Origin of the sequence: Chryseobacterium artocarpi (assembly GCF_001684975.1) — a bacterium.
Taxonomy (GTDB): Bacteria; Bacteroidota; Bacteroidia; order Flavobacteriales; family Weeksellaceae; genus Chryseobacterium; species Chryseobacterium artocarpi.
In genome coordinates, this window is record NZ_MAYH01000001.1 from 688,713 (window position 1) to 711,674 (window position 22,962).

20 protein-coding genes are annotated in these 22,962 nt (G+C 34.9%); 13 read left to right on the forward strand and 7 right to left on the reverse strand.

Features of this window, described 5'->3' with window-relative positions; all coding sequences use genetic code 11:
• Positions 1-311: 311 nt before the first annotated feature.
• A complete protein-coding gene (locus BBI01_RS02985) occupies positions 312-1,433 on the forward strand; it encodes a lactonase family protein (protein WP_317040718.1) in 1,122 nt (373 codons plus the stop codon).
• A 201-nt stretch (positions 1,434-1,634) separates the two neighbouring features.
• Here BBI01_RS02985 and BBI01_RS02990 read toward each other — a convergent pair whose 3' ends face one another.
• The 3 genes from BBI01_RS02990 to BBI01_RS03000 form a co-directional block, all read right to left on the reverse strand.
• A complete protein-coding gene (locus BBI01_RS02990) occupies positions 1,635-2,840 on the reverse strand; it encodes an MFS transporter (protein ID WP_065393186.1) in 1,206 nt (401 codons plus the stop codon).
• An 89-nt stretch (positions 2,841-2,929) separates the two neighbouring features.
• Positions 2,930-3,841 (reverse strand): helix-turn-helix domain-containing protein, encoded by a 912-nt coding sequence (locus tag BBI01_RS02995; protein ID WP_065393187.1) that lies wholly within the window; start codon positions 3,839-3,841, stop codon positions 2,930-2,932.
• Between the two features lie 87 nt (positions 3,842-3,928).
• Positions 3,929-4,441 (reverse strand): hypothetical protein, encoded by a 513-nt coding sequence (locus BBI01_RS03000; RefSeq protein WP_065393188.1) that lies wholly within the window; start codon positions 4,439-4,441, stop codon positions 3,929-3,931.
• Positions 4,442-4,555: 114 nt separating this feature from the next.
• On the opposite strand from BBI01_RS03000, the gene BBI01_RS03005 reads away from it, so the two are divergent.
• Entirely contained in the window at positions 4,556-5,971 is a 1,416-nt protein-coding gene (locus BBI01_RS03005; protein WP_065393189.1) for an aminotransferase-like domain-containing protein, read from the forward strand.
• Between the two features lie 7 nt (positions 5,972-5,978).
• Here BBI01_RS03005 and BBI01_RS03010 read toward each other — a convergent pair whose 3' ends face one another.
• A complete protein-coding gene (locus BBI01_RS03010) occupies positions 5,979-7,460 on the reverse strand; it encodes a M1 family aminopeptidase (protein WP_065393190.1) in 1,482 nt (493 codons plus the stop codon).
• Positions 7,461-7,711: 251 nt separating this feature from the next.
• Between BBI01_RS03010 and BBI01_RS03015 the strand changes: the two genes are divergently transcribed.
• From BBI01_RS03015 to BBI01_RS03065, 11 genes are all read left to right on the forward strand, one after another.
• Positions 7,712-7,888: a BF3379 family histone-like protein gene (locus tag BBI01_RS03015; protein ID WP_027373301.1), complete on the forward strand. Its 177-nt coding sequence runs from the start codon at positions 7,712-7,714 to the stop codon at positions 7,886-7,888.
• A gap of 312 nt (positions 7,889-8,200) precedes the next feature.
• Complete coding sequence (locus BBI01_RS03020; RefSeq protein WP_123862063.1) at positions 8,201-9,403, forward strand: hypothetical protein; 1,203 nt, start codon at positions 8,201-8,203, stop codon at positions 9,401-9,403.
• A gap of 132 nt (positions 9,404-9,535) precedes the next feature.
• Positions 9,536-11,107, forward strand: coding sequence for a M20/M25/M40 family metallo-hydrolase (locus BBI01_RS03025; protein ID WP_065393192.1), 1,572 nt, complete (start codon positions 9,536-9,538; stop codon positions 11,105-11,107).
• A gap of 202 nt (positions 11,108-11,309) precedes the next feature.
• A complete protein-coding gene (locus BBI01_RS03030; RefSeq protein ID WP_065393193.1) occupies positions 11,310-12,434 on the forward strand; it encodes a hypothetical protein in 1,125 nt (374 codons plus the stop codon).
• Positions 12,435-12,465: 31 nt separating this feature from the next.
• Positions 12,466-12,969 (forward strand): DUF4280 domain-containing protein, encoded by a 504-nt coding sequence (locus BBI01_RS03035; RefSeq protein WP_065393194.1) that lies wholly within the window; start codon positions 12,466-12,468, stop codon positions 12,967-12,969.
• 21 nt (positions 12,970-12,990) lie between these two features.
• Entirely contained in the window at positions 12,991-15,534 is a 2,544-nt protein-coding gene (locus BBI01_RS03040; RefSeq protein WP_065393195.1) for a peptidoglycan DD-metalloendopeptidase family protein, read from the forward strand.
• A gap of 3 nt (positions 15,535-15,537) precedes the next feature.
• Positions 15,538-16,104: a hypothetical protein gene (locus tag BBI01_RS03045; protein ID WP_065393196.1), complete on the forward strand. Its 567-nt coding sequence runs from the start codon at positions 15,538-15,540 to the stop codon at positions 16,102-16,104.
• Positions 16,105-16,180: 76 nt separating this feature from the next.
• On the forward strand, positions 16,181-16,963 hold the full coding sequence (locus BBI01_RS03050) for a hypothetical protein (RefSeq protein WP_065393197.1): 783 nt from the start codon (positions 16,181-16,183) through the stop codon (positions 16,961-16,963).
• Positions 16,960-17,466, forward strand: coding sequence for a hypothetical protein (locus BBI01_RS03055; RefSeq protein ID WP_065393198.1), 507 nt, complete (start codon positions 16,960-16,962; stop codon positions 17,464-17,466). The genes BBI01_RS03050 and BBI01_RS03055 overlap by 4 nt, the downstream gene beginning before the upstream one ends.
• Positions 17,467-17,565: 99 nt before the next feature.
• A complete protein-coding gene (locus tag BBI01_RS03060; RefSeq protein WP_065393199.1) occupies positions 17,566-18,252 on the forward strand; it encodes an XAC2610-related protein in 687 nt (228 codons plus the stop codon).
• Positions 18,249-18,818 carry a hypothetical protein gene (locus tag BBI01_RS03065; protein ID WP_065393200.1) on the forward strand — a complete coding sequence of 190 codons (570 nt, stop codon included), beginning with the start codon at positions 18,249-18,251 and terminating at the stop codon, positions 18,816-18,818. The genes BBI01_RS03060 and BBI01_RS03065 overlap by 4 nt, the downstream gene beginning before the upstream one ends.
• A 68-nt stretch (positions 18,819-18,886) precedes the next feature.
• On the opposite strand, the gene BBI01_RS03070 is transcribed toward BBI01_RS03065, so the two are convergent.
• From BBI01_RS03070 to BBI01_RS03080, 3 genes are read right to left on the reverse strand one after another with little or no spacing between them, the layout of a single operon-like run.
• Positions 18,887-19,519 carry an HAD family hydrolase gene (locus BBI01_RS03070; protein WP_065393201.1) on the reverse strand — a complete coding sequence of 211 codons (633 nt, stop codon included), beginning with the start codon at positions 19,517-19,519 and terminating at the stop codon, positions 18,887-18,889.
• A gap of 26 nt (positions 19,520-19,545) precedes the next feature.
• Entirely contained in the window at positions 19,546-20,811 is a 1,266-nt protein-coding gene (locus BBI01_RS03075; RefSeq protein ID WP_065393202.1) for a PDDEXK-like family protein, read from the reverse strand.
• Positions 20,812-20,814: 3 nt separating this feature from the next.
• On the reverse strand, positions 20,815-22,938 hold the full coding sequence (locus BBI01_RS03080; RefSeq protein WP_065393203.1) for a Tex family protein: 2,124 nt from the start codon (positions 22,936-22,938) through the stop codon (positions 20,815-20,817).
• Positions 22,939-22,962 lie beyond the last annotated feature (24 nt).

The following is a 22,962-nucleotide window of genomic DNA, read 5'->3' on the forward strand; positions in this document are numbered from 1 at the left end:
AAAATAATTAGATATGATTGCAAAAGATTCAGTATTTCTACGTAATTTTTATTTAAGTAGATCTTGTGTTCTTTCTAAAGTCTTTATATAAGAGGGTTTGTAGGGCTTGTGTTTTCACTTAGTTTAGAATTATTTTAAATAAGCATGAACAGAAATGCTGGTAATTGGTAATAGATTTGAAATGTGATTTATTTAAATTAACCTCTGTTTTTATATAAATTATCAAATATTTAACACATTAAATACCAATGACTCCATATATTTGCGTTTCAACTATTGTACTCCCCCCAACATTTAAAAAACTAATAAAATTGAAAAGAGTAATAAGCGTGATGCTTGTGATTTTATCAGGTATAAAATTATCAGCACAGGATACGTATGTGTTTTTCGGATCATTTAACCGTGATAAAGAGAAAGAAGGAATCTATGTTTATAAACTTAATACAGACAAAGGTAAACTCTCGAAAGTAACCTCTCTTAAAGGAATAGTTAATCCTTCATTTTTAACCTTATCTCCCAATGGAAAATATATTTTTGCCTGTACGGAAAGTAAAACGCAGAACGGTGGCAGTGTAAGCAGTTTTGAATTTAATCCCGAAAAAAAGTCATTGACATTCATTAATAGCCAAAAAAGTGGTGGTGAAAATCCGGTTTATGTCTCGGTTCATAAAAATGGAAAGTGGCTGATGGTGGGGAATTATACTGAAGGAAGCACCTCTGTTTATCCTCTTGCTGAAAACGGAAAGATAGAGCCGGGTGTTCAGAATTTTCAGTTTTCGGAAGGGAGTATAGATCCGAACAGGCAAGACCGTTCCCATATTCATTCTACCGTTTTTTCTACGGATTATAATTATGTTTTTTTGCCCGATTTAGGTGCTGATAAAATCAGGGCTTATAAGTTTGATAGCAATAAACCAGAACCTTTACAAGCTGCTGAAGTTCCTTTTACACCCACTACTCCGGGAAGCGGACCAAGGCATTTTACCTTTCATCCGAATGGTAAGTTTGCTTATTGTATTGAAGAAATGGCAGGAGCGGTGAGCGCTTATGCCTACGAAAATGGTACTTTAAAAAGTATTCAGAGGATGAATACACATTCAGATGAGATCAAGGATAATTTTGAAAGCTCAGATATTCATATTTCTCCGGATGGGAGGTTTCTATATGCCTCGAATCGTGGAGGTGAAAATAATATTGCCATATTTTCAATTCAAAACGATGGGACACTGAAAACAGTAGGGTATCAGCCTACGGGAGGAAAACATCCAAGGGTTTTTGCTATTGACAATGACGGAAAATTTCTAATTACTACCAATGCAGGAAGCGGAAATGCTACCGTGTTTAAAAGAGATCCCGAAACAGGATTATTAAAGAAGACAGGAAAAAGTGGGAAAATGAAGAGTGTATCTTCTGTGCAGATCAGGAAATATTAAGAATTTTAATGCTAAGCCCCCAAAGCAAAAGATGGTGTTCTTTTTCTCTCGCTATGATACTTCGTTCTGCAAATGGGGAGGTGTCTATATTGCTGAGTGAAACGCCTTTGCGATCTAATTATATAAGCTGTTGCTCGTTAGCGTTAAGATAAATTATTGCTGTATTTAAAGATTTGTGCTTAAAAAATATAAAAGCAGTGATTAATTCACTGCTTTTTCTTTTTTAACGGCTTGATTCATAAATAAGATAACTCCAAACAGTAGACAGGCTATGATCAGATATCGCCATGAAAGATCCTTCTGATCTGCCACAGTTCCGCTTACAGAAATAATAAAACTGGTAATGGAAGTGATTACATATACCAAGCCACCCATCAGACCACCAGCAGTTCCTGCATTTTTAGGAAAATATAACATACTTGTCGTGAAAAATGAGGTAAACAGAATTCCAGAACAAATATGGATAAAGAATGCAAAAGGAATCATGATGAAAAGACTTTCTGCAAAAAAACTTGTAGCGATCAATCCTGCAATCAAAATCAATTGAAGGATAATCGGTTGTAATATTCTGGGTTTAAAATCTAATGTTAATCTTCGTTTGCCCAGGAAACCACCTATCATCCATGAAAAGCCTAAAATCAATGTACAATATCCGATTACTACAGGTGTAAAATGAAATGTATTTTCAATAATAAACGGTCCGGTAATGTTGAATAGCATCACAATGGAGTAGCTTAATCCTAAGATGATGATTCCTAACATAAAGATCTTGTTTTTGAGCATCATTTTATAAAGGCTTATGTTTTCAGAAAGATCCAGCTTCTTTTTCTGTGGAAGACTTTCGCCGCTGAAGAACCATTCAAACAGGAATATAAATCCTGCATAGAAAGCCAGAAAATAGAAGTTAGCGTGCCAGTTAAAAAGCTTTTCCAGATACCCGCCAAGAAAAGGAGCCAGAATAGGACCCAGCGACCAGGTAATTGTAAAATAACTTAAGTAATGTTTTACCCTTTCCGAATCATAAATATCTACAAATATAGCACGGGTAGCCACAACAAGTACAGAAACTGCAATTCCCTGAAGGATACGAAGCATACATATTAAAAAAATACTGTTTGTAGTAGTGATTAAAATACTGCTCAGCATTAAAACAAGCAAGGCAACTAACTTGGGACGATAACGACCAATACTGTCCAGAATTCCGCCCACGAATAGCTGGGACACTCCATAACTTAATAGGTAAGAAGTTAAAGTAATCTGTATATCCTTTTCCGAAACCATCATTTCCTTTGCCATAGAAGGAAAAGAAGGCAGGTAAATATCAGTGACAAACCCCGAAAGAGGGATAGACACAAATGCCATAATGGTTATTAATCTGATGCGTTTTTCAGATGCTTCTCTCAACATATTCATTCATTTTTTACAATGCAAAAATACATCAGGAAATACAGAGTTGGATTTTAAAAGACAAAGTAAAAATTACAAAATTCAAATATTTAAAAAGAGTTCTTAAATTTCAGAGGTGAAGTCTGTGCATGTTTTTTAAAGAAATTATTAAAATGAGCGGGTTGTTCAAAACCAAGAGTATAGCCCACCTGAGCAATATCCCAGTTCGTATATTTCAACAGATTTTTAGACTCTTCAAACATTTTTTCTTTAATGATCTGGGTTGTGGTGAGATTGGTGACAGATTTTACTGATGAATTCAGGTGATTCACGTGTACATTCAGGTGATCGGCAAAATCAGAAGCTGTTTTTAAGGCTAATGGATAGGCAGGAGAATCCAAAGGAAACTGTTTATTGAGCAGCTCATCGAATAGCTTATACAAACGTACATTAGCAGGAAGCTCATTGAGACTTACATCTTCCACACGATTTTCCAGAGCAAGGTGAAGGAGAGAGGCAAGATTGCTTTTAATCCCACTACAACGAAACGGATACGAGGAATGATTCAGCTTGTACATCTGCTCAAAATACATGGTGGTCAATTCTATCTGTTCCTCATTCAAAAATACAAAAGGTTTACTCCACTCTTTAAACAATGAAGTCTTTTTAAACAGATTAAATTCTGAATTTACATTGAAAAACTCCTGATTAAACAGACACGAGTAGCCTTCCTGAAAATCATCATCACACTGCCAGGTATAAGGAATATTGGGAGATGGGAAGAAGAGTACAGGGCGGTCAACATGAAGGGTATGGGTTCCGTAATGGGCGGTTCCTTTTCCTATAATGAAGCATATTTTATAATAATCCCGTCGGTTATAAGGGCTTTTAAAACTGCAATACTTTCGCGGAATAATGTTGAAATGAGACTTTCCGGATTCAAAATCTGCATCTGACATTTTCACCAGACTTCTGCTGGTACGTTTATAATAGTCTTCTATAGTTTCAAGTTGAGCGCTCATTATTTCAGAATTATAAAAATCAAAGATAGGTAAATCTTTTGTCTTTTAGATTCACCTATCCTGATTGATATGAGCTTATATATTTTCTTAGTTCTTGCTGATCTGCATTTCTACGATATAAGAAGGAAGCTGGAAAGGATTGGTTTGTGCATTTTCTTTAATAGTGAAACCTGTTTCTTTCAAAAATTCAAGTAAAGGATCTTCAGTGAAAACGTTGGTCCATATAATATCCGTAAATGATACCGCAGATCTGCATTTCTTCCAAAGAGACTGGCGGATTTCCGGAGTATCATATTCCTGAAGAAGTACAAATTCAAGCTCTGTAATCCTTTTCTCTTCTGAAAAACCAGGATAGGCAGAACCACTTTTTATAATGCCATATCCTACAGGCTGATCATCAGCATAAGTAATGATTAACTGATTTGAAAGATTATTTAGCTCGTTGATCATCTTTCTGGGATCCCAATTTTCAATATACTTTTGGATATCCTCTTGTGGAATACGTTCTTTATATGCATTGTTGACGGAAGATTTAATAATAGCAAACAGATCATTAACACCTTCATCAGAACCTATGGTAAATTTTGAAATAACTTCCATTCTTTTTTTATTCAAAATTATAAGATTAAATCATTCGGAATGGATACAGTTTGTTAAATTACAATCGATACAGACAGGTATTTTGTAAATTTGTTCAGTACAGATTGAAAGAATATGGTGAAGTCCTATAAATATGAAGTTTTTACAGCAGTTATTGAAGAGCAAATCCGTTGTGGTATCTTAAAGAGTAGGGATCGCCTGCCTTCTGTAAGGGTGATAAAAGAAAAATATCAGCTGAGTATGAGTTCCGTACAAAGCGGTTTTGAATACCTGATGATCAAAGGTTTAATCGAAAGCAATCCCCGTTCAGGTTATTTTGTTGCAGATAAAAGAGATGAAACCATTCCTGAAATGAAAACAAAGCTTCCGGTTGTCGTTCGGGATGAAGTATTTATGAAAAATATGATGTTAACCTCCAAAAGAGTTTCAGAATCAAGTTCCTTTAATACTGCTGTTCCCGGTGACCTTCTGATTCCGCAAAAACTGATCCTCAGAACCATGCAGGAAGTGATTCGGGAGAAAGGAGCTTCATTACTGAGGTATTATCCACCTAACGGACTGGAAGAGCTTAGAATTCAGATTGCCAAACGGATGAGGGGATTTGACTGCAAGTTTAATCCTGATGAAATCATTATTACGGACGGTGCTTTGCAGGCTTTAACTATTGCATTGAGCGCTGTAACGAAAGCCGGTGATCTTGTTGCGGTAGACAGTCCATGTGTATTTTCAGTGTTGGAGGTTATTGCCAATCTTGGATTGAAGGTTATTGAAATTCCGGTGCATTATCGGAATGGTTTTGATATAGAATATTTTCAGGAAATAGCTGCTGAAAGTAATATCCGGGCATTAATTGTTACCCCCAATTTCCATAATCCCACAGGGATCACAATGGCTGATGAGGTTAAAAAGAAAATTGCAGAAGTTGCAGAGCTTAACCAGTTATATGTAATTGAAAACGACATCTATTCTGATCTTTATTTTGAAGAAAAAAGACCGTGCTGTATCAAAAACTTTGACCAAAAAGGCTGGGTGATGAGCTATTCTTCCTTCTCAAAAACCCTTGCTCCGGGTATTCGTTTGGGATGGTTACATGCAGGTCGTTCTTATTCAAAAGCGGAAAGGATAAAATTTGCTTTAGGAAGATCAGTTTCTCCTATTTATCAAGAGCTTATCCTTAAACTGTTGAAGGGAAACAGTTATGAAAGACATTTACGGCAGTTTCGTAAAAAACTCAGTCAGCAGGCGGCTCAGTTGCTTGATGTGTTAAGAAAATCATTTCCTGAAGGTTCTTACTTCCACAGACCACACGGAGGGTATAGTATCTGGGCTCAGATGCCGGAGAATATGGATATGAAAAAATTCTATCAGTATTGTGAAGACAACAGGATTTTGTTTACCCCCGGAGATACCTTTTCCTTTACAGATAAATATGATCACCATTTTCGTGTCGTTTTTGCAGAAAGAATCACTTCAGAAAGTATCCTTTTATTAGAAAAGACAGGGGGAAAAGCGAATGATTTTCTCCTTTAAAGCTTTATTATTTCCCATACTTTACCTCTTTATTCCTATCAATCTGTATCTGTGGAATATGGTCTGTTATTTGAAAATCTATGCCATCCATCCATTTTTCTTTGACAAGATCAATATCTTCCCCGTTGATGATGTGTTTTTGAAAGAAATAAGTGATGTCTTTTTCCAGGTATTTTTCAGCAAGATTCAGAAATAATTCATCAGTGAATTTTACTTTCTTTTCAGTACATATTTTTAGCATTTCACGCATCAGATCATCCAAAGATTTTTGTCCATTGGTTTTCAGCATAATCTGATTATCCAGCCAGAATGCAAAAATAGCTCCTCGCCTGTAGGGAACCTTTTCTACCTCTCTGCTTTTCCAGAAGTCATCCCTTATTTTATAATTCGGAATGTTTTTCTGTGGATTTTTCCAATGATTTCTGATCACTTCACTATTGAACAGCTTTTGCCATTCATCAAGAGAAATATCCTTTATTCTAAGCCTGTTTTTATAAGTATAATAATCAGTAAAACCTTCACTGAACCAATAGTTAAGTTCCTCATTCTTATTTTTTATTTTATTGCCGATCCATTCATGCATCAGCTCATGATGAAAAAGATACAGGAAAGAATTCTTATTATTAAAAGGATTATTAGTTCCCTGGATCATAAAAGCATTTTTAATTGCAGAGCCCGTAGTACTGTATCCTTTATATAGGCTGTCTTTTTGAGAAACCGTAGGAGTCATGGTTACGGTAAAATAATCCTGATCATAATCTTGCCAGAAATCCCTTTGAGACTGTATCGCTTTTTTAAGATTGGAAAACAGAAAATCATCAGAAAGACCATTGTTCCACGATTCCCTTAAAGCAAAATATACAGGCTTATCTTTGATTGTAAAAGAATAAAAACGATAATCTCCACCTATAAAAACAGAATTATAAAAACCTTCCCAAAGTGTTGTTCTGATCTTTTGTTTCTGTACCTGGGACGCAAAATTATTATGAAGCTTAAATTGCTCAGGGAAACCAATCCATTCAATTGAGAAATCAAACTCTTTGTCATCGGGTGCTTTGGTGAATAACTGAGGAACCACGAAGAGACTTTTACCTAAAAGATGAAAAAAGGTATTGTTGATTCTTGGACGGTTGAAAATCTTATAATTCGGATCTTTAAAATCCTGCTTGATATGGTAAGTAAGAGAAAATACAGATCCCCTTTTTTTGTAAACCTTTATTGCATTACTTTCCGGTTTGATTTCAAAAGTAATATCAGGGTTTTCTTCCTTTAATAGGGTTAAGTTTTTAAAAAGATCATTCTCGCCCCAATTTTCATTAGCATAATAAAAGGATAAAGTATCAGAGCTTTTTTTGAGTTTATAATCCACCTGTACTTTCAAACCATTCTTAGCAAGATCTTCATCATAGTAAATCTTATAACTGACCTTATCCTGGGAATAAGTAAGCAGAGGTAAGGTGAAAATCAGGAAAAATAGTTTTTTGAACATGGGTTAAGTCGTTTTTCCAAATTTAATATAAAAATAAGAAAGAGAATAACGTGGATTTTTTTGTATTTCAACTTGGCGGATTGACGATGAAATCAGGTTTTCTAAGAGCTTTTATGGGCGTGAAGTCGATAAAAATCGGTTTCAGACTAGAAATATGTTAAAATTTTAATGATTTTGGCTAAACTTTTTTCACTCCAGCTAGGCTGGAATCACCATAAAACCTATATTTGCAGCCTAAATTTTTAAATATAATGAAAGAACTAATTGAAAAAATCAACGCGGAATTTGAAGCGTTCACTACTGAGGCAAACCAACAAGCGGAAAAAGGAAACAAAGCAGCTGGAACTAGAGCTCGTAAATCAGCTTTAGAATTAAGTAAATTGTTCAAAGAATTCAGAAAGGTTTCTGTAGAAGAAGCTAAGAAGTAATTCACCTTTAGCCGGCTTTTGGAGCCGGTTTTTTTATGCCTTTATTTTGACAATTATGATGTGTCATTCCGAAAAAAGGTAGAAAAACCTCAATGTGAAAATCAGTTAGCAAACTGTCACTTCTCAATGTATCTATTTGGTTTAAAATCTCTAACCACATAGAGACATAGATTTTTGAGATCATCTCTAGCTCCTATCTTTTATAACCAATCCGAAAATAGAACATTAAATAGTTCTGTTACTGATTCCAGTTGCCTTTATATGCTCTGGAAACTGCTTTTTCTGTAATGATATTGAATTTTACACTCATCAGTGAAAATAGTCCTGATTATTTGTATTTTAGGGGCACCAATGCTACAGGCTATTATGAAAAACTATTATTTCTTATTTATTTTCTTTTTTGGAATTTTCTCTGCTCAGAAACTTAGAGTTGTAGATGCAGAAACAGAGACTCCCGTTCCGAATGCCAGAATTATTCTTTCCAATCAGATAGTTTATACCAATGAAGACGGGTTTGCTCCTGTGGATCAGGGTGCTTCAGGATTTGAGATCTCAGCTTCCGGTTTTCAAAACGTAAAAGCGGCTCAATTCAATTCAGTAATAAAGCTGAAAAGAGCGTACAAAGATATTGAGGAAGTTAAAATGGCTAGTATAGACCTCAGAAAGATTTTTGAAGATGTAAGTAAAAATTACAAGAAAAGATATTATAGGGAGCCATCGCTTTATGATGTGGTGTATAAGGAGAAAATGAGTGATAATGATAAACTTTATTTCCTGACCATTGCAGAAACTAAGCTTTGGAGTAAGGGAAATTATTATAATTATAAGGATGGATTCCAAAAAGAGTATGATAATATTCTTCAGATGCAGCTCAATAATGTGAAGTACCTGAAGAAAATAAAATCAGATAATATTTTCACTACAGGAACTACGGAATTCTCTCATGAATATATGGGCAACTATTTCTTCAACTTTGAATTAAACAGGGTATTATTTCATTTAAAGACCAAAGGAACAAAATCTACAGGGTGGATGGTGTTTGAAGAAGGAGATGAGCAACAAGTAGTTTTTAAAATCAAATCCGGATCAGGAATTGATATGAAAGGTGAGTTTAAATACAATAAAGCAGATAAAGTTATTACCTACTTTGAAATCCATTATCTACAGGAAAACTATCCGATGGTCAAAAGGAAAACGGCTGACGGAACAGAATATGATTACCAGCTTGGAAATGCATTACTTGTTTTTGATTTTTATAAGAATAACGGGGTATACGTGCCTGCATTGAACAAACTTGAAGGCTATAATTATATAGCCGTTTACAAAGGAGTAAAGCATGTGAAAAGTATGAGCAGAGAACTGATTTACAATACCTTTAAAAAGTCTGATGATAAAGGACTTACTCCAAGAGTGGACTTCAGTAAAAATATCTGGGAAAACGTTCCGGTGGAAGAAAGTAAGAATAATACCATTTTGCTTTCTGAAGAAGAGCAGACATTTGTGAACGGGAAGTAAAATGACATTACTATATTATTCATGTTTTTCAACTTGAAAAGTGTGTGGAATATTGAAAGAAATGTAGATTTTATGCACATTCCTTCACTATCTCCGTAATTTCTGCTATCTTTAAACCAATCAATATACATTATGAGGATAAATAGATTTTTTGCAGTACCGGCTGTCATGCTGGCTACCCAGTTTTCATGGGCTCAGGTAAAGGTAGATCCAAAGGAGAACCTGAATCCTATCGTAAAAAGTTTTGTAGATGAAGTAAATAACAATTCCCAGCTTGAAGGAATGGCATACGAGCTTCTGGATGGGATAGGACCCCGTTTAGTGGGAACTCCAGAGATGCTTGCTGCTAATGAATGGAGTGCAGGAAAGCTTCGTTCATGGGGAATAGACGCCAATCTTCAGCAGTTTGGAACATGGAAAGGATGGCAGAGAGGAACTACCCATGTAGATATGGTATTTCCACGTGTGAAATCACTGGCTGCAACGCAATTGGCATGGAGCCCTGCCACTAAAAAAGCAATTGAAGCTGAAGTAGTTGTTCTTCCCAAAGTTTCAAATAAGGCAGAATTTGATAAATGGCTTCCATCTGTAAAAGGAAAAATAGTGCTGATGGCACAGTATCAAAAGATAGGACGTTCCGATGAGCAGATCAAAGAATTTGCTACTCCTGAACTTTATGAAAAGCTTAAAGAAGAAAAAGCTCAGGCTGCCAAAGATTTTACAGCTTATGTAAAGAATATCGGTTATGATAACAATACCCTTCCTCAGGCGTTAGAAAATGCAGGAGCAGCAGGGATTGCTATTTCAAACTGGACCGGAATAATGGGAGCCAACAGAATTTTTGGAGCAAAAACATCCAAAATTCCAATGATTGACATTGATGTGGAGGATTATGGAATGCTTTACAGAATGGCAGAAAAGGGAGCTCAGCCTAAAATAAAGATCGATGCTCAATCTAAAGTATTACCGGAAGCGAAGAGCTTTAACACCATCGGAATGATCAAAGGGAAAGAAAAGCCTGAAGAATATGTAATTCTTTCTGCTCACCTTGATTCTTGGGATGGCGCTCAGGGAGCAACAGATAACGGAACGGGAACACTTACAATGCTTGAGGCAATGAGAATCCTTAAAAAATACTATCCAAACAACAAAAGAACAATTGTTTTAGGACTTTGGGGAAGTGAAGAACAGGGATTGAACGGTTCAAGAGGGTTTGTAGCGGATAATCCTGAGATTATAAAAGGAGTACAGGCTGTATTCAATCAGGATAACGGTACAGGGCGTGTGGTAAATATCAGCGGACAAGGATTTGTGAAAGCTTATGATTATATCGGGAAATGGCTGGATGGAGTTCCGAAAGCAGTAAGAAGTCACATCAAAACCGACTTTCCGGGAATGCCTGGCGGTGGTGGTTCTGATCATGCATCGTTCGTAGCAGCCGGAGTACCAGGGTTTTCTTTGGGATCTCTTAACTGGGGGTATTTTGGATATACATGGCATACCACAAAGGATACGTATGATAAAATTGTCTTTGATGAGGTGAAAAATAACGTGGTCTTAACGGCTGCATTAGCTTACATGGCATCCGAAGACCCTGAATTTACCAACAGAGAGAAAAGAACAATGCCTAAAGATGATAAAGGGGAAACGATTCAATGGCCTGAAGCAAAAGAGCCAAGAAGAAGCTCTAAAGATTATAAATAAAAACAGCTTAACCGCTTATTAATATATAAGGTTGTCTCTATGAGGCAGCCTTATTTTTTTATAATGTGTATGAATACGTTAACGCCAATTTTTGTGTACATATTCCTGCATTAAAAATACAATGAAAAAACAAACGGATGCAAAAAGATGTAGGTACGGGATTTTTAATTTTAAAAACTTTTGAAATTAAAAAACACACTTTATGGAAAGAAATATCCCGAATCGGGAAGGTCCTGTTCATGAAATTAATTCTAAGAAGCAGAACATTTATTTTGTCAAATCAGGAGAAACACTGGAAAGTATTTCAGAGAGTTTAAACCTTGAAAATCCAACATATCTTCGGGATTATCATAACGAACGATGTCAGCCTTTTGATATCATTCCTGAAGAAGGAACATTAAGGCTCTTACAGAAAATCTGTATTCCTGATCCGGACGAGATTATACAGATCAATGAATTGATAAAGCAACGGGGCGAAAGTCTTTATCACCAGTTTTCCGAAGGTAAAATACCTTTCGATGTAGAGAAACTTCAAGGCAATTATCAGGTAAAGCAGTCCGAAAGTGATGATGAAATTAAAAAAAGCGACTATGCCTATACCCTGAACTTTAGCTTTATCAAAGAAAAAGAAGAGAGGTATTATATCGATTTTTCAATGAGTGATTTTAAAAAAGATGGACAGGAGCCGGAAGAAAAAATTAATATGCTGGCTTCTGCTTTTGTGAGAGTTATTTATCCGATTACATTCGTGGTGGATCATGCAGGAAGCCTTACCGATGTTCAAACTCATAAAGATATTGCTCAAATGATTGATGAAATTGAAGAGTTAAAGAAATATCACTCCGGTTCCTATGCCGCCTTACATATTAATCAAATGAAGCATAAGATAGCTGATCCACAGGTGATGTTTGAAAGCCTGAAGAATATGTTGGCTATACAGTTTCTCTTAGGGCAGTTTTATCAGGCTGTTTATACTAGAAATATTTCGGTTCCTTACAACAGTGAATTTTCATGGCTGGCTCCGGCTTCTCCTGTCAGAATGGAAATGGTTAATCAGGTCTTATCACAGTATGAATCTGGATTTTTAGAGATATTACAGGTCGGTAAGTCAAGAGATTATCGTACTGTTCAGGAGCTGTATTATACTGATCAGGAATATGATCCGCTTGCAGAACTTCATTCCAAATCATTAACGGCAGAGCATTCCGCCATTTACAGCTTGAATTCCGCTGACTTTTCGATCCGGAAAATAAAGGCAGACTTTAAAATCCAGATTGCAGATTATGAGAAGACTATAAGCCTTGAGCTGGAGAGAATAACGGGATAATAAATCATTGAATCACCAAAAACACAAATAGATGTCAGAAAACTTATCAGAACATGACGGGAAACATTTTGTCATTCAGAAGGGCAAAGCTCAATGTAATCAGGGCGATCAGTTTCCACAATTTAAAGTAAACTCCCATCAGAAACATTACTGGAATAGCAGGAAAACACCAGAAGATCATCTTGCCGTAACAGAAGATGATATACAGTTCAATCCTGCAGGACCAAGCTTTGGGAAATGTAAATTAAAGCCCACTTCAAACGGTTATTTGCCTTGTGCATTTGCTCCTGCCGGAAAATGGCAGAAAACATATCCTAAGGTAAAAGTAATGGATAAAAGCTGTCTTTCGGAGATCTCTGAACTGATGTGCAGTACAGGAGGGAAAATTACGGTAAAAGAACATGGGCAGACTTCTACGATGAACAGACAAAGCATTACCATGGCTGATACCCAAAGCTATCATATGATTAATCCGTTCCTTGATCTGAAAGAATCACAGGAAGAGTTGGAAGAACCGGATCCGATTTATGAATAATGAGTTTAAAAACTGATACAAATGGCAAAATTGATAATTACAGGGAATACAAAACCTATTGTTGGAAATACAGAAATGTATTTACTTTCTGCATTCGATAATCTGATGACTTCCAATGCTTTGTTATCTCTTTCTCCCAAAATCCAATGGAATCTTCACGTACAGGATAAAAAAGGCTGGCGGATAGCTAAAGGAAATACAAAAGAAGGCGAGCATATCACGTATAAATTTACCCATAAAAGTCTTCAGTATAAGTCTTTAAAAATCGTGGTAACCAGAGGGAAAGACAAAGGAGAGTTTTATATAAAGCCACAGGAAGCAGAAGAGCCCAAAATAACCCGTGTGGATATACTGGATATTAATGGACAAAGATTACCGAAGGGAAAGCGGCTGCATTACACTGAAACTTTAATCGTCAAGGCGCATTGCGTAGGAATGTTCGGGCAGAAAGTTTCTTTTACCCTTTGGGAAGATGATGCAATAGGAAAGGGGCATGATCCGGTGATCAATATGATGAATAGAATTAATCCTATGCCTTTGATCGGAGAAGTGGATCATCAAGGTATTGCCCGGGTTGTTTTCAGGCTTCCAAGTTATACAATGGCAGTTCAGATTGCCAATGCCGGGCTGGCAAAAGGTGACCGGAGCGAAGGCAATACTCATGAATATTATGTGACTGCAGAATTGGTTTCCAAACATATTCTGGTAGCAAGCCCTAATGTAAACGTCGTGAATCCTACCCATCTTCCTGATCCCATCAAAAAACCGAAACCAGATGAGGTTAAATCTACCTCTGCAAAACCTCCGGTTAATTCGCCCCATAAAGAAAAGATAAATAAGCCCAAACCTAAAGAAGAAACCGCTAAGTTTCCCCAAAGTCCGGCTGCTAAGAAACAGGCAGATCCTGAAGGAAAAATCTTAAGCGCCGAGTTTACGGACGGAACCGGAAAGACCCTGGAAAATGCTAAAACAGGTGATGTTGTATCAATTAAAATGGTCACTCAGAATATGAAAGGGAAGAATGTAATAGTGAGAATCTGGGAAGAAGATTTTTCCCGATACAGCAATGACCTTCTATATGAAAAAACAGTGACTTTACGATATCATACCAGTAATGTAATCAATAATGTAAAGCTGACCCGTCTAATGTATACGAAAAGCAACGAATGGGGCGAAGGCAGCGAACGAGAGTATTTTATAGAAGTTGAACACCTTAATACCTCCGTGACCTCTCAGGTGATTCCGGTAAGTGCAGATGGTGAACATGTGGAAGTGGATGGGAATGATTCTGTTGCTGTGATTAAAGAGAAGAGGGAAGAAAAGAAAGGTTGTATTTGTGAAGAAAGTAAATTGTATTGGGGTAAATATTTTACATGTCTGGAACGCAAGAAAATCATAGAAATTTCAAAACGGTTGTTATGTGATCCTAATCATTTGACTTCTGCGATAGCATTGGAAACAATGGGTACATTTAATACAGCATTAGTAAATCCTTTGGAGTATACTGGGTTAATTCAAATAGGTTATGATGCTGCAAAGGATATTAATAGACGAAAAGGGACAAATATAACTGCGGGAAGAAATGGAAACCTTAAAAAAATGTCCAAAATGGAACAATTGACTTATGTGGAATATTATCTTGAACCATATAAGGGAAAGCTAAATACCTTAGCAGATTTTTACTTAGCTATATTAATGCCTGTTGATTGTGGGAAGGGAAGTATAAGAGATCATGTGGTTTTCGATAAAAATTTAAAATTAGATTATAACTCTAGAGGAGAAGTAATTAAAAATACAAAATGGGTGAGAAAGAATGCTTATTCAAAAAATCCGGTTTTTCACAAAGAAGGAAATGATGAAGAAGGCAAAACCTATGTATGGGAAATTGCTAGAGAAATAGAAATATGGTATAAGAAAGGAGAAGCTAATAAGGAATCTATATTTTCCTGTCAGAAAAATATAGAAGTAAAGGAAGAAAAGAAAGCTTCCAAATGGCATGATCCAATAGATGATCCGGAAATAACACTATTCAATTTTAATGGAGACTATAATCCAACAGGATCCTCTTTTGGGCTTGTGAGAAATGGGGGTAAGAAAAAACATCAGGGACTAGATATTTTTGCACCTAAAGGAACGCCTGTTAAAGCATGTTTGGATGGTACAGTCGTTTTAATATCAGAAAATGCTGGTGCATTTGGGAGATTTGTTGTAATAGAAGTAAACAAGACAGACTTGGACAAGTCTAGGAACAATTATGAATTAGAATATAAAGGAGAGAAAGATAAAGGACCTGGTTTTGGTGATTCTGAAAAACGATTCTTAAGATATGGACATCTTAGCGAAATAAAAGTAGAAGATAAACAAAAAGTAACAGCAGGTATGGAAATAGGGAAGAGTGGAAATAGTGGAAATGCATCTAAACAAAGTATCAAGGCAAGGCATTTACATTTCGAAATTACTGATGCGAAGACTGCTGGTGATGGTTTAAATAATAGAGAGAATCCCGCATTTTATGTAAGGCTAAAAACACCAAATAGAAATAGACAAGAGAATAATAAAAAATAACCAATGAAAAAAAATATTGTAGCTATTTCATATTTTATTGGAATACTAATTTCATGTTCTGGTGATGGAAGCAGTAAAGAAAAAAGTGAAATAAAAAAGAAAATAAATGTTGATACAATAAACCTTAGTAAGACTGAAAATTTAAATAGTCCTGATGAGAAACTGGAAGCTAATGATGAAATTATAGAAGATAAACAATTTTCAAAATGGAAAGGAGAGTATCATTACTTTTTCCAATATATAGATCATAATGGGATATCATCAGATTTGAAAGCTAATATTAACTTAATAAAATCAGATAGCTGTGTTTTTGAAAGTTGGTTTGAAGATCCAAATGATGAACAGCATAATAGAAATGGGTACTTAAAAATGCTTGGGCATATATATGTTTCAGATGATAAAAATCTTAAGATTATTTTTTTAGAAAATACGATATTAAACGGTGAATCTCCTAATTTGGATCCGGTTTTTACATTGATCGATAAAAGGAACCAGTTTTATATTGAAAGTTTTTTGACCTCTCCTCCTCATAATGGGATTGTTGAAATGCCGTTACAAAAAGTAAAATGATAAGTTTATGAGAATAGTCTTATTGATCACATTTCTCTTTGTGATAGGCTGTCAGAATAAAAAAAACAATGATCTTATGGCTCAAAAAACTATACAATCTGTACGGAATAGTACATTAATTGACGGCATACATTTAGAAAATAATTTGCTTTTTAATGAGAAAAGCATTCCTCTTAAAAAGTTTAAATATAAAGGAGATTACATAGAAAATGTTAAGATAAAAAAACTTTTAGATAAGAGCTTCAGGAGTAGTTTTATCGAACATTTAGCGGATATTAAGACAGAAGATGATGAGCTAAAGTCTTCATTCATTTGTCAGCTGTTATTATTGAGAATTGCAGAATTATCAGATAGCAATGCTTTTTATATATTATCTGAAATCTCAAAAAATGAAAGCGTTTCTTATAATGGAATTGAGTTATATGAGAATCTTTTCATTCAGATGTTTTTGAACGATCCTTATTTCTTTATTCAACAAAGTGTAAAATATAATGACTCTTCATTGATTGATTATATTCTTGCAACATCTCAAACTTATTTTGTTGATCAGGATTTCTTGGATATGAATTTAGGGTATATCAAAGATAAAGAGCCTGATGTATTGCTTTTAAAGCTTGAAGCTCAAAAGGAAATAAAATATCTTCCTCTGATCAAAAAGATTGAGGGAATGCCTAAAGTTAAAGTGCAGCTCGGACCATCATTCTATACTGGTTTTGAAACAATTAATAAAGATTTTGTAAATGTTAATTCTATTTTTGGGAAAGAGTTGATTCAAAAGATGAATGGAACAGAGAAAAGCTACTTTAAACAGCATATTCTTATTAGTGTACAAAAGTTTCGAGTAAATTCACAGCAATGAAACAAATTAAAAGACAAAGAATGGAAATAAAGAAAAATAATAAAATTATTCTATTACTGATAGTATTATTCTTTTATGGCTGCAAAGAGCAAAAAGAAAATCAAATAAAGAAAAAAGATGTTTCACTAAATCCAAAAATAGCAGGAAACTTGGCTGTTAAATGGCTAGGAAAATATCATACAACCCTGACTAATGATAAGAAAAGTACAGATAGTAGAGATACAGATACTGTGGAGTTAATTATTAAAAAAGATTCTGTAGTTTTTCATGTCGACAGATATTGGGGAGAATATAATTACCTGCTTCGGGCGTCAGAAGTAGAAAACGGCATTAAACTGACTTTTGATAAGGTACTGGATGGGGATGCAGCTGATGTATTACAAAAGACTAACGACTTTGGAAAATTGTTCTTTGATGGGAAGAATTACTATTGGCAATGTCCTTATCTTGATATGTATTACAATAATAATAACAAAAAATATGTACTTAATAAAATGAAGTAATTGTTAAATCTTAGGAACTACAGAATCTGAAAGTGAAAAAGACCTAATTTCAACACTCATCATCCTTTGTTATCACCAATATTTATACTGAAAATTAAAATGAAAAATAAAGTAAAGAGACTATCATATATTATCTTCTTGATCTATATGGGTTCCTGTCAATCAAAAGAACAGAAACCATTAAATAAAAGTAATATATCGTATCAATCCAATAATGATGAGCCTAATCTATTTATTAGTGAAAAAAGATTAGAGGGTATTGAAAAAAGATCTGATGAACCCAAATCAAAGTCATGTACATTAGATAATCTTTCTGCTCAATATAGTTTTATATGGAAAGCAACAGCATATTCCAATGAAAAAGATCAGGAATACCCTACATCAGCATTGATCATTATAAAAAGTAAGCAAAATGGTAAAGAGCAGGAGATTTATTTTGAACCTAATTCATGGACATCTTATAAAGATTTGCCTTGTAATGAATTGGTTGTGAAAGATTTTAATTTTGATGGACTTGAAGATATTGCAATAGTATGGGATGAGGGCGGAAATGCAGGAAAAATATATGAGTATTATTTTCAGGATAAAAATGGTGCTTTTTCACCAGTGGAGTCTTTTCCTTTACAACATGGGATGCTTGCTGAAGAATTTGATGCAGCCCATAAAACGATTACTACTCGAAGTATTGTAGGATGTTGCCATGCAAATATCAATACCTATAAACTAAAGCCTAATGGAAGCTGGGAATCTCTTTCAGAACAAAAAGAAATAAAACAGAATAAATGATAAAATATCTATGGATAGTGGTCACTTTGGGAATGCTTTCATGTATAAAAGATAGAACAATAAAAAAGGATAGTTCAAAGGATTCTGTACCATTAATGGGTCGAAATATTAGTAATGTTGAGATCGAAAATAATGATTCATTGAGTGAAAATGAATTGGAAGGAGAAGATGAATTTATATCAGAAAAATTGTTTCAAAAATGGAAAGGCTCGTATTATATTGAAAATAGTGATATAATTGATGGCTGGGGGAGAGAATCTATTCATTATGCAGAACTGGATATAATACAACCCGATAGTTGTGTATTTAAAAGTTGGTTAGCAGATAACAATGGCAATAGGTATAATAAGAATGATAATTATCAAGAATACATTGGAGGAATTTTAGCCACAACTCATAAAGATTCTATAGAGTTTTTTACAAAAAGAATAGTGGAAGGTGGAAATGAAGGTCTTTCTCCTCTATTAACTTTGATTAAGCGTAAGAATGAATATTTTATATATAGTTTTCTTACTTCACCTCCTCACAATGGAATCATGGAAATGCCAATACAGAAAATAAAATAGGATAATTCTAAAGCTTTAATTTGTTCAAAATACAAAAGAGCTGTCACAATGACAGCTCTTTTTATGGGTTAAACATAAGTTTTCAAATCAGAGAACTTTATGATTGACGGATCATATTCTGTGGTGAGTTCCCCAAAGCCATATTTACAAAAAATAAAAGGCAGCCCGTTGGAGGTGGCAGAATCATAATCGGTTTGTGTATCACCGATGTAGACAGAGTTTTCTATAGATAAATGATTTCTATCCATGAGAAGCTTTATATTCTCGGCTTTAGGCTTTTGCGTTCGTCCGTGAGATTCAAAATCTGTAAAGAGCCTATTGAACTGGTAATATTCTAAAAACGATTCAATATATCCATCCTGGCAATTGCTGACAATAAAGAGGTTGTGCGTATTGCTTAAGCTTTTTAAAGTATCTTCAACACCATCGTACAAAATACCGCCCTGCACACGCAATACTTTATTCTCCTGAGAAACAATCTCTGAAAGAATATCCTGAACCTCGCTGTCTGAAGTTCCCGGGATAATATCCTTTACAATATCTTTTGCTAACAGACCCATATATTGATCCATATCCTCCGGTTTTAATTCCCTGTTGATCAGTTGGCGTCGGGTTAAAACTTCATTCCATATCCCGATAATCGTTGCTCTGGGGTCCCATAAAGTGCCATCCAGATCGAATATTAAATTTTTATATTTCAAAGTGTATTTTTTAATAGGTAAATAAATTATACTTCTGAGATTATATTTTGTGGTTTCTTTCCTTTTGAAAGAATTAGACTTAAAGATTGTTCATGGATTTGTACATATTCATATGTCTTATTTACAATGAATTGTATGAGCTCATGTAGAATAGGCGGATTATCATGTAGAAGCTGAAGAAAATCAATATCAGAAAAATTGATAGAATAGGATTTAAAATCTCCAATAGTCTCTACACCTCTCCACCATCCATGAAATTTTAATTCGGGGATATACTCTTTAAATAATGTTTGATTTATGTTTTCGAAATCCAGAATTCCAATAAATAACTCATTTTGATTATTTCCATACCCGCTAAATGGTTCTATGCCAAAACAAGTGATTTGTTTATCGTTTTCTTTAAATTCTTTTAAACTAAACCAGATATGTGAATTTTTCTCTTCAGCCTTAGGTGTATTTTCAAAGAAAAAATATTTCTCCTCATAAATTTTTACTAATTCCTTTTTTAATTCTTTCCTAATTGTATTTAATATAATAGCCTTTGCCTCATTAAAATTATCAACTATTTCTTTGGCACTTTTTAAATCTTTTAGAAGAATATTCTTTATTTCTTTACTCATATCATTATTGATGGTTTGATTAGTTAATTTTTTTACCAAATGAAGATATTGCTTAATAGATTCTCTTAAGACTGGTTGATCGGTGGTTTCTTTGTGACATTTTTCAAGCCAATTCTTAATATGATTTTTGTAAGTAATCAAATGGAAATCTTCATCGATTTTCAGAATTCCTTTACTTTCATTAGAAGGCTCATCACCAAATAAATTTAGATAGAGTAGTACTGAGGATTTATAGTGATTTTTATACCTTTCAAGCTGAGCTGCCTGATCAGGAGCATAAATTTTATTCTCAATAATAATGGTATGCTTATCATCTTCAAGAATCAGATCAATAAATCCTCCGGTTTTTCTTTCTATATCTACAATTCCAAGATATTTTTCAGAAGTAATTTTAGCATTCTCAAAATTAAACTCTTGAATAGATTTTAAAGATTCTACTTCATCGAAGAATAGTTTGAGAAATACACTGCCTTGTCCATGTGATCCTTTAGGGTTTAATAGTTCTCCAATGATTGCAGAATGGGTATACCTTTCATTGGTTTCCATATTCATAATTGAAAAAAGATTAAAATTCTCTCCTGTTATTTTAGCAATATCTTCATGTTTTTTTGATAGTACTGATACACTTTTTAACAAATGATCTATACTTGATAATTGAATAATTTTCTCCATGGTTTACAAAATCATACTCAGCTGCACTCTTTTTCTAGCCTCATCCACTTCCGTTACCTTCACTCTTACATGTTGATGAAGTTTCACCACCTCATTCACATCCGATACAAAACCGTCCTTCAGCTGCGAAATATGAACCAAGCCACTTTCTTTGATTCCGAGGTCTACAAAACATCCGAAAGCCGTTATATTATTAACAATTCCCGGTAAGATCATACCTGCTTTTAAATCCTTAATGCTTTTTACATTAGGATCAAACTCAAATACTTTAGCTGCTTTTCTTGGGTCTAAGCCTGGTTTTTCAAGTTCTTTTAAAATATCTTTGATTCCTAAAATTCCTATTTCTCCTGTAATATAGCTTTCAGGTTTTACCAAAGCAATTTTCTCCTTATTGGCAATCAGTTCATGGGTTTTAATACCTAAATCTTTAGCCATTTTCTCTACAATTCCATATGCTTCAGGGTGAACAGCAGAATTATCCAATGGATTTTTTGAATTAGCAATTTTCACAAAAGCCGCTGCCTGCTGAAATGCTTTTTCACCAAGCCTTGGAACCTTTTTAAGCTGTTTTCTGTCTTCAAAAGCTCCGTTTTCAGCGCGGTAATTCACAATGTTTTCAGCCATTTTCTCACCGATTCCGGAAACATAGCTTAGCAGAGATTTACTTGCCGTATTAAGATTGATTCCTACAGAGTTTACACATTTCATGACTGTAGAATCCAGTTCATTTTTCAGTTGAGTCTGATCCACATCATGCTGGTATTGTCCCACACCAATAGATTTAGGGTCAATTTTTACCAGTTCAGCCAACGGATCAGAAAGTCTCCTTCCGATAGAAACCGCACCACGTACTGTTACATCATAGGTAGGAAACTCGTCCCTTGCAATTTTACTGGCTGAGTAAACAGATGCACCCGCTTCAGAAACCACAAACACCTGTAATGGTTTATCAAAAGCTATTTTCTTGATGAAAAATTCCGTTTCACGGCTTGCTGTTCCGTTTCCGATAGAGATCGCTTCAATATTATAAGCATTTACCATGGAACGGATTTTTTTCATTGCCATTCCGCTTTCATTCTGGGGAGCGTGAGGGTAGAGGGTCTCATTATGAAGGAGATCACCTTTTTCATCCAGGCAGACTACCTTGCAGCCACTTCTGTAACCGGGATCAATTGCCAGAATCCTTTTTTCACCCAAAGGAGGAGCCAAAAGCAGTTGACTCAGATTCTCAGAGAAGATCTCAATCGCTTTTTTATCAGCCTTTTCTTTTGCCTCCTGTAAAGCCTCATTGGAAATGGCAGGTTCTAAAAGTCTTTTATAACTGTCCTTTATCGCTAAAGCGATCTGATCAGAACTTTCATTATCGGATTTAATAATCGCTTTTTCAATAAAATCAATAGCCTCTTCTTTATCAATTCCCACATTTACCTTTACAAAACCTTCCGCCTCTGCTCTTAACATCGCAAGAAGCCTGTGAGAAGGAGTTCTGCTGAGGTTTTCTTCCCATTCAAAGTACTGGGAGAACTTCTGTGCATCTTCCTCATCTTTTTTAGCTTTAACAACTTTTGAAGTGATCCCTGCTTTACGTTGGTACAGTCTTCGTAGATTTTTACGGACATACATATTCTCATTGATCCATTCCGCCATGATATCCCTTGCTCCCTGAAGTGCTTCCTCTTCCGATGGAACCTCATTGTTCAGGTATTTTGAAGCAAGAAAATGAACATCATTGTTTTTCTGGCTCATGATGATCTTAGCAAGGGGTTCCAATCCTTTTTCCTTAGCTGTATCAGCCTTGGTTTTTCTGCGCTTTTTGAAGGGTAAATATAAATCTTCCAGCTCCTGAATATCAAAGCTTTCTTCAATTCTTTGCTGGAGTTCCGGTGTTAAAGCATTTTGCTCTTCTATAGATTTTAAAATAGATTCTTTTCGCTTTACAATCTCTTCAAATTGTTTACTGATTTTGGAGATTTGCTCAATCTGCGTTTCATCAAGATTTCCTGTTTTATCTTTTCGGTAACGGGAAATAAAAGGAATAGTACAGTCTTCGGCTAATAATTGTAATGTATTGTTGATGCTCTTCTCAGAAATATTGAGCTGCTTCTGTATAAATTCTACGGTCGTCATTGTTCTGTTTTCGGATAGCTAAAA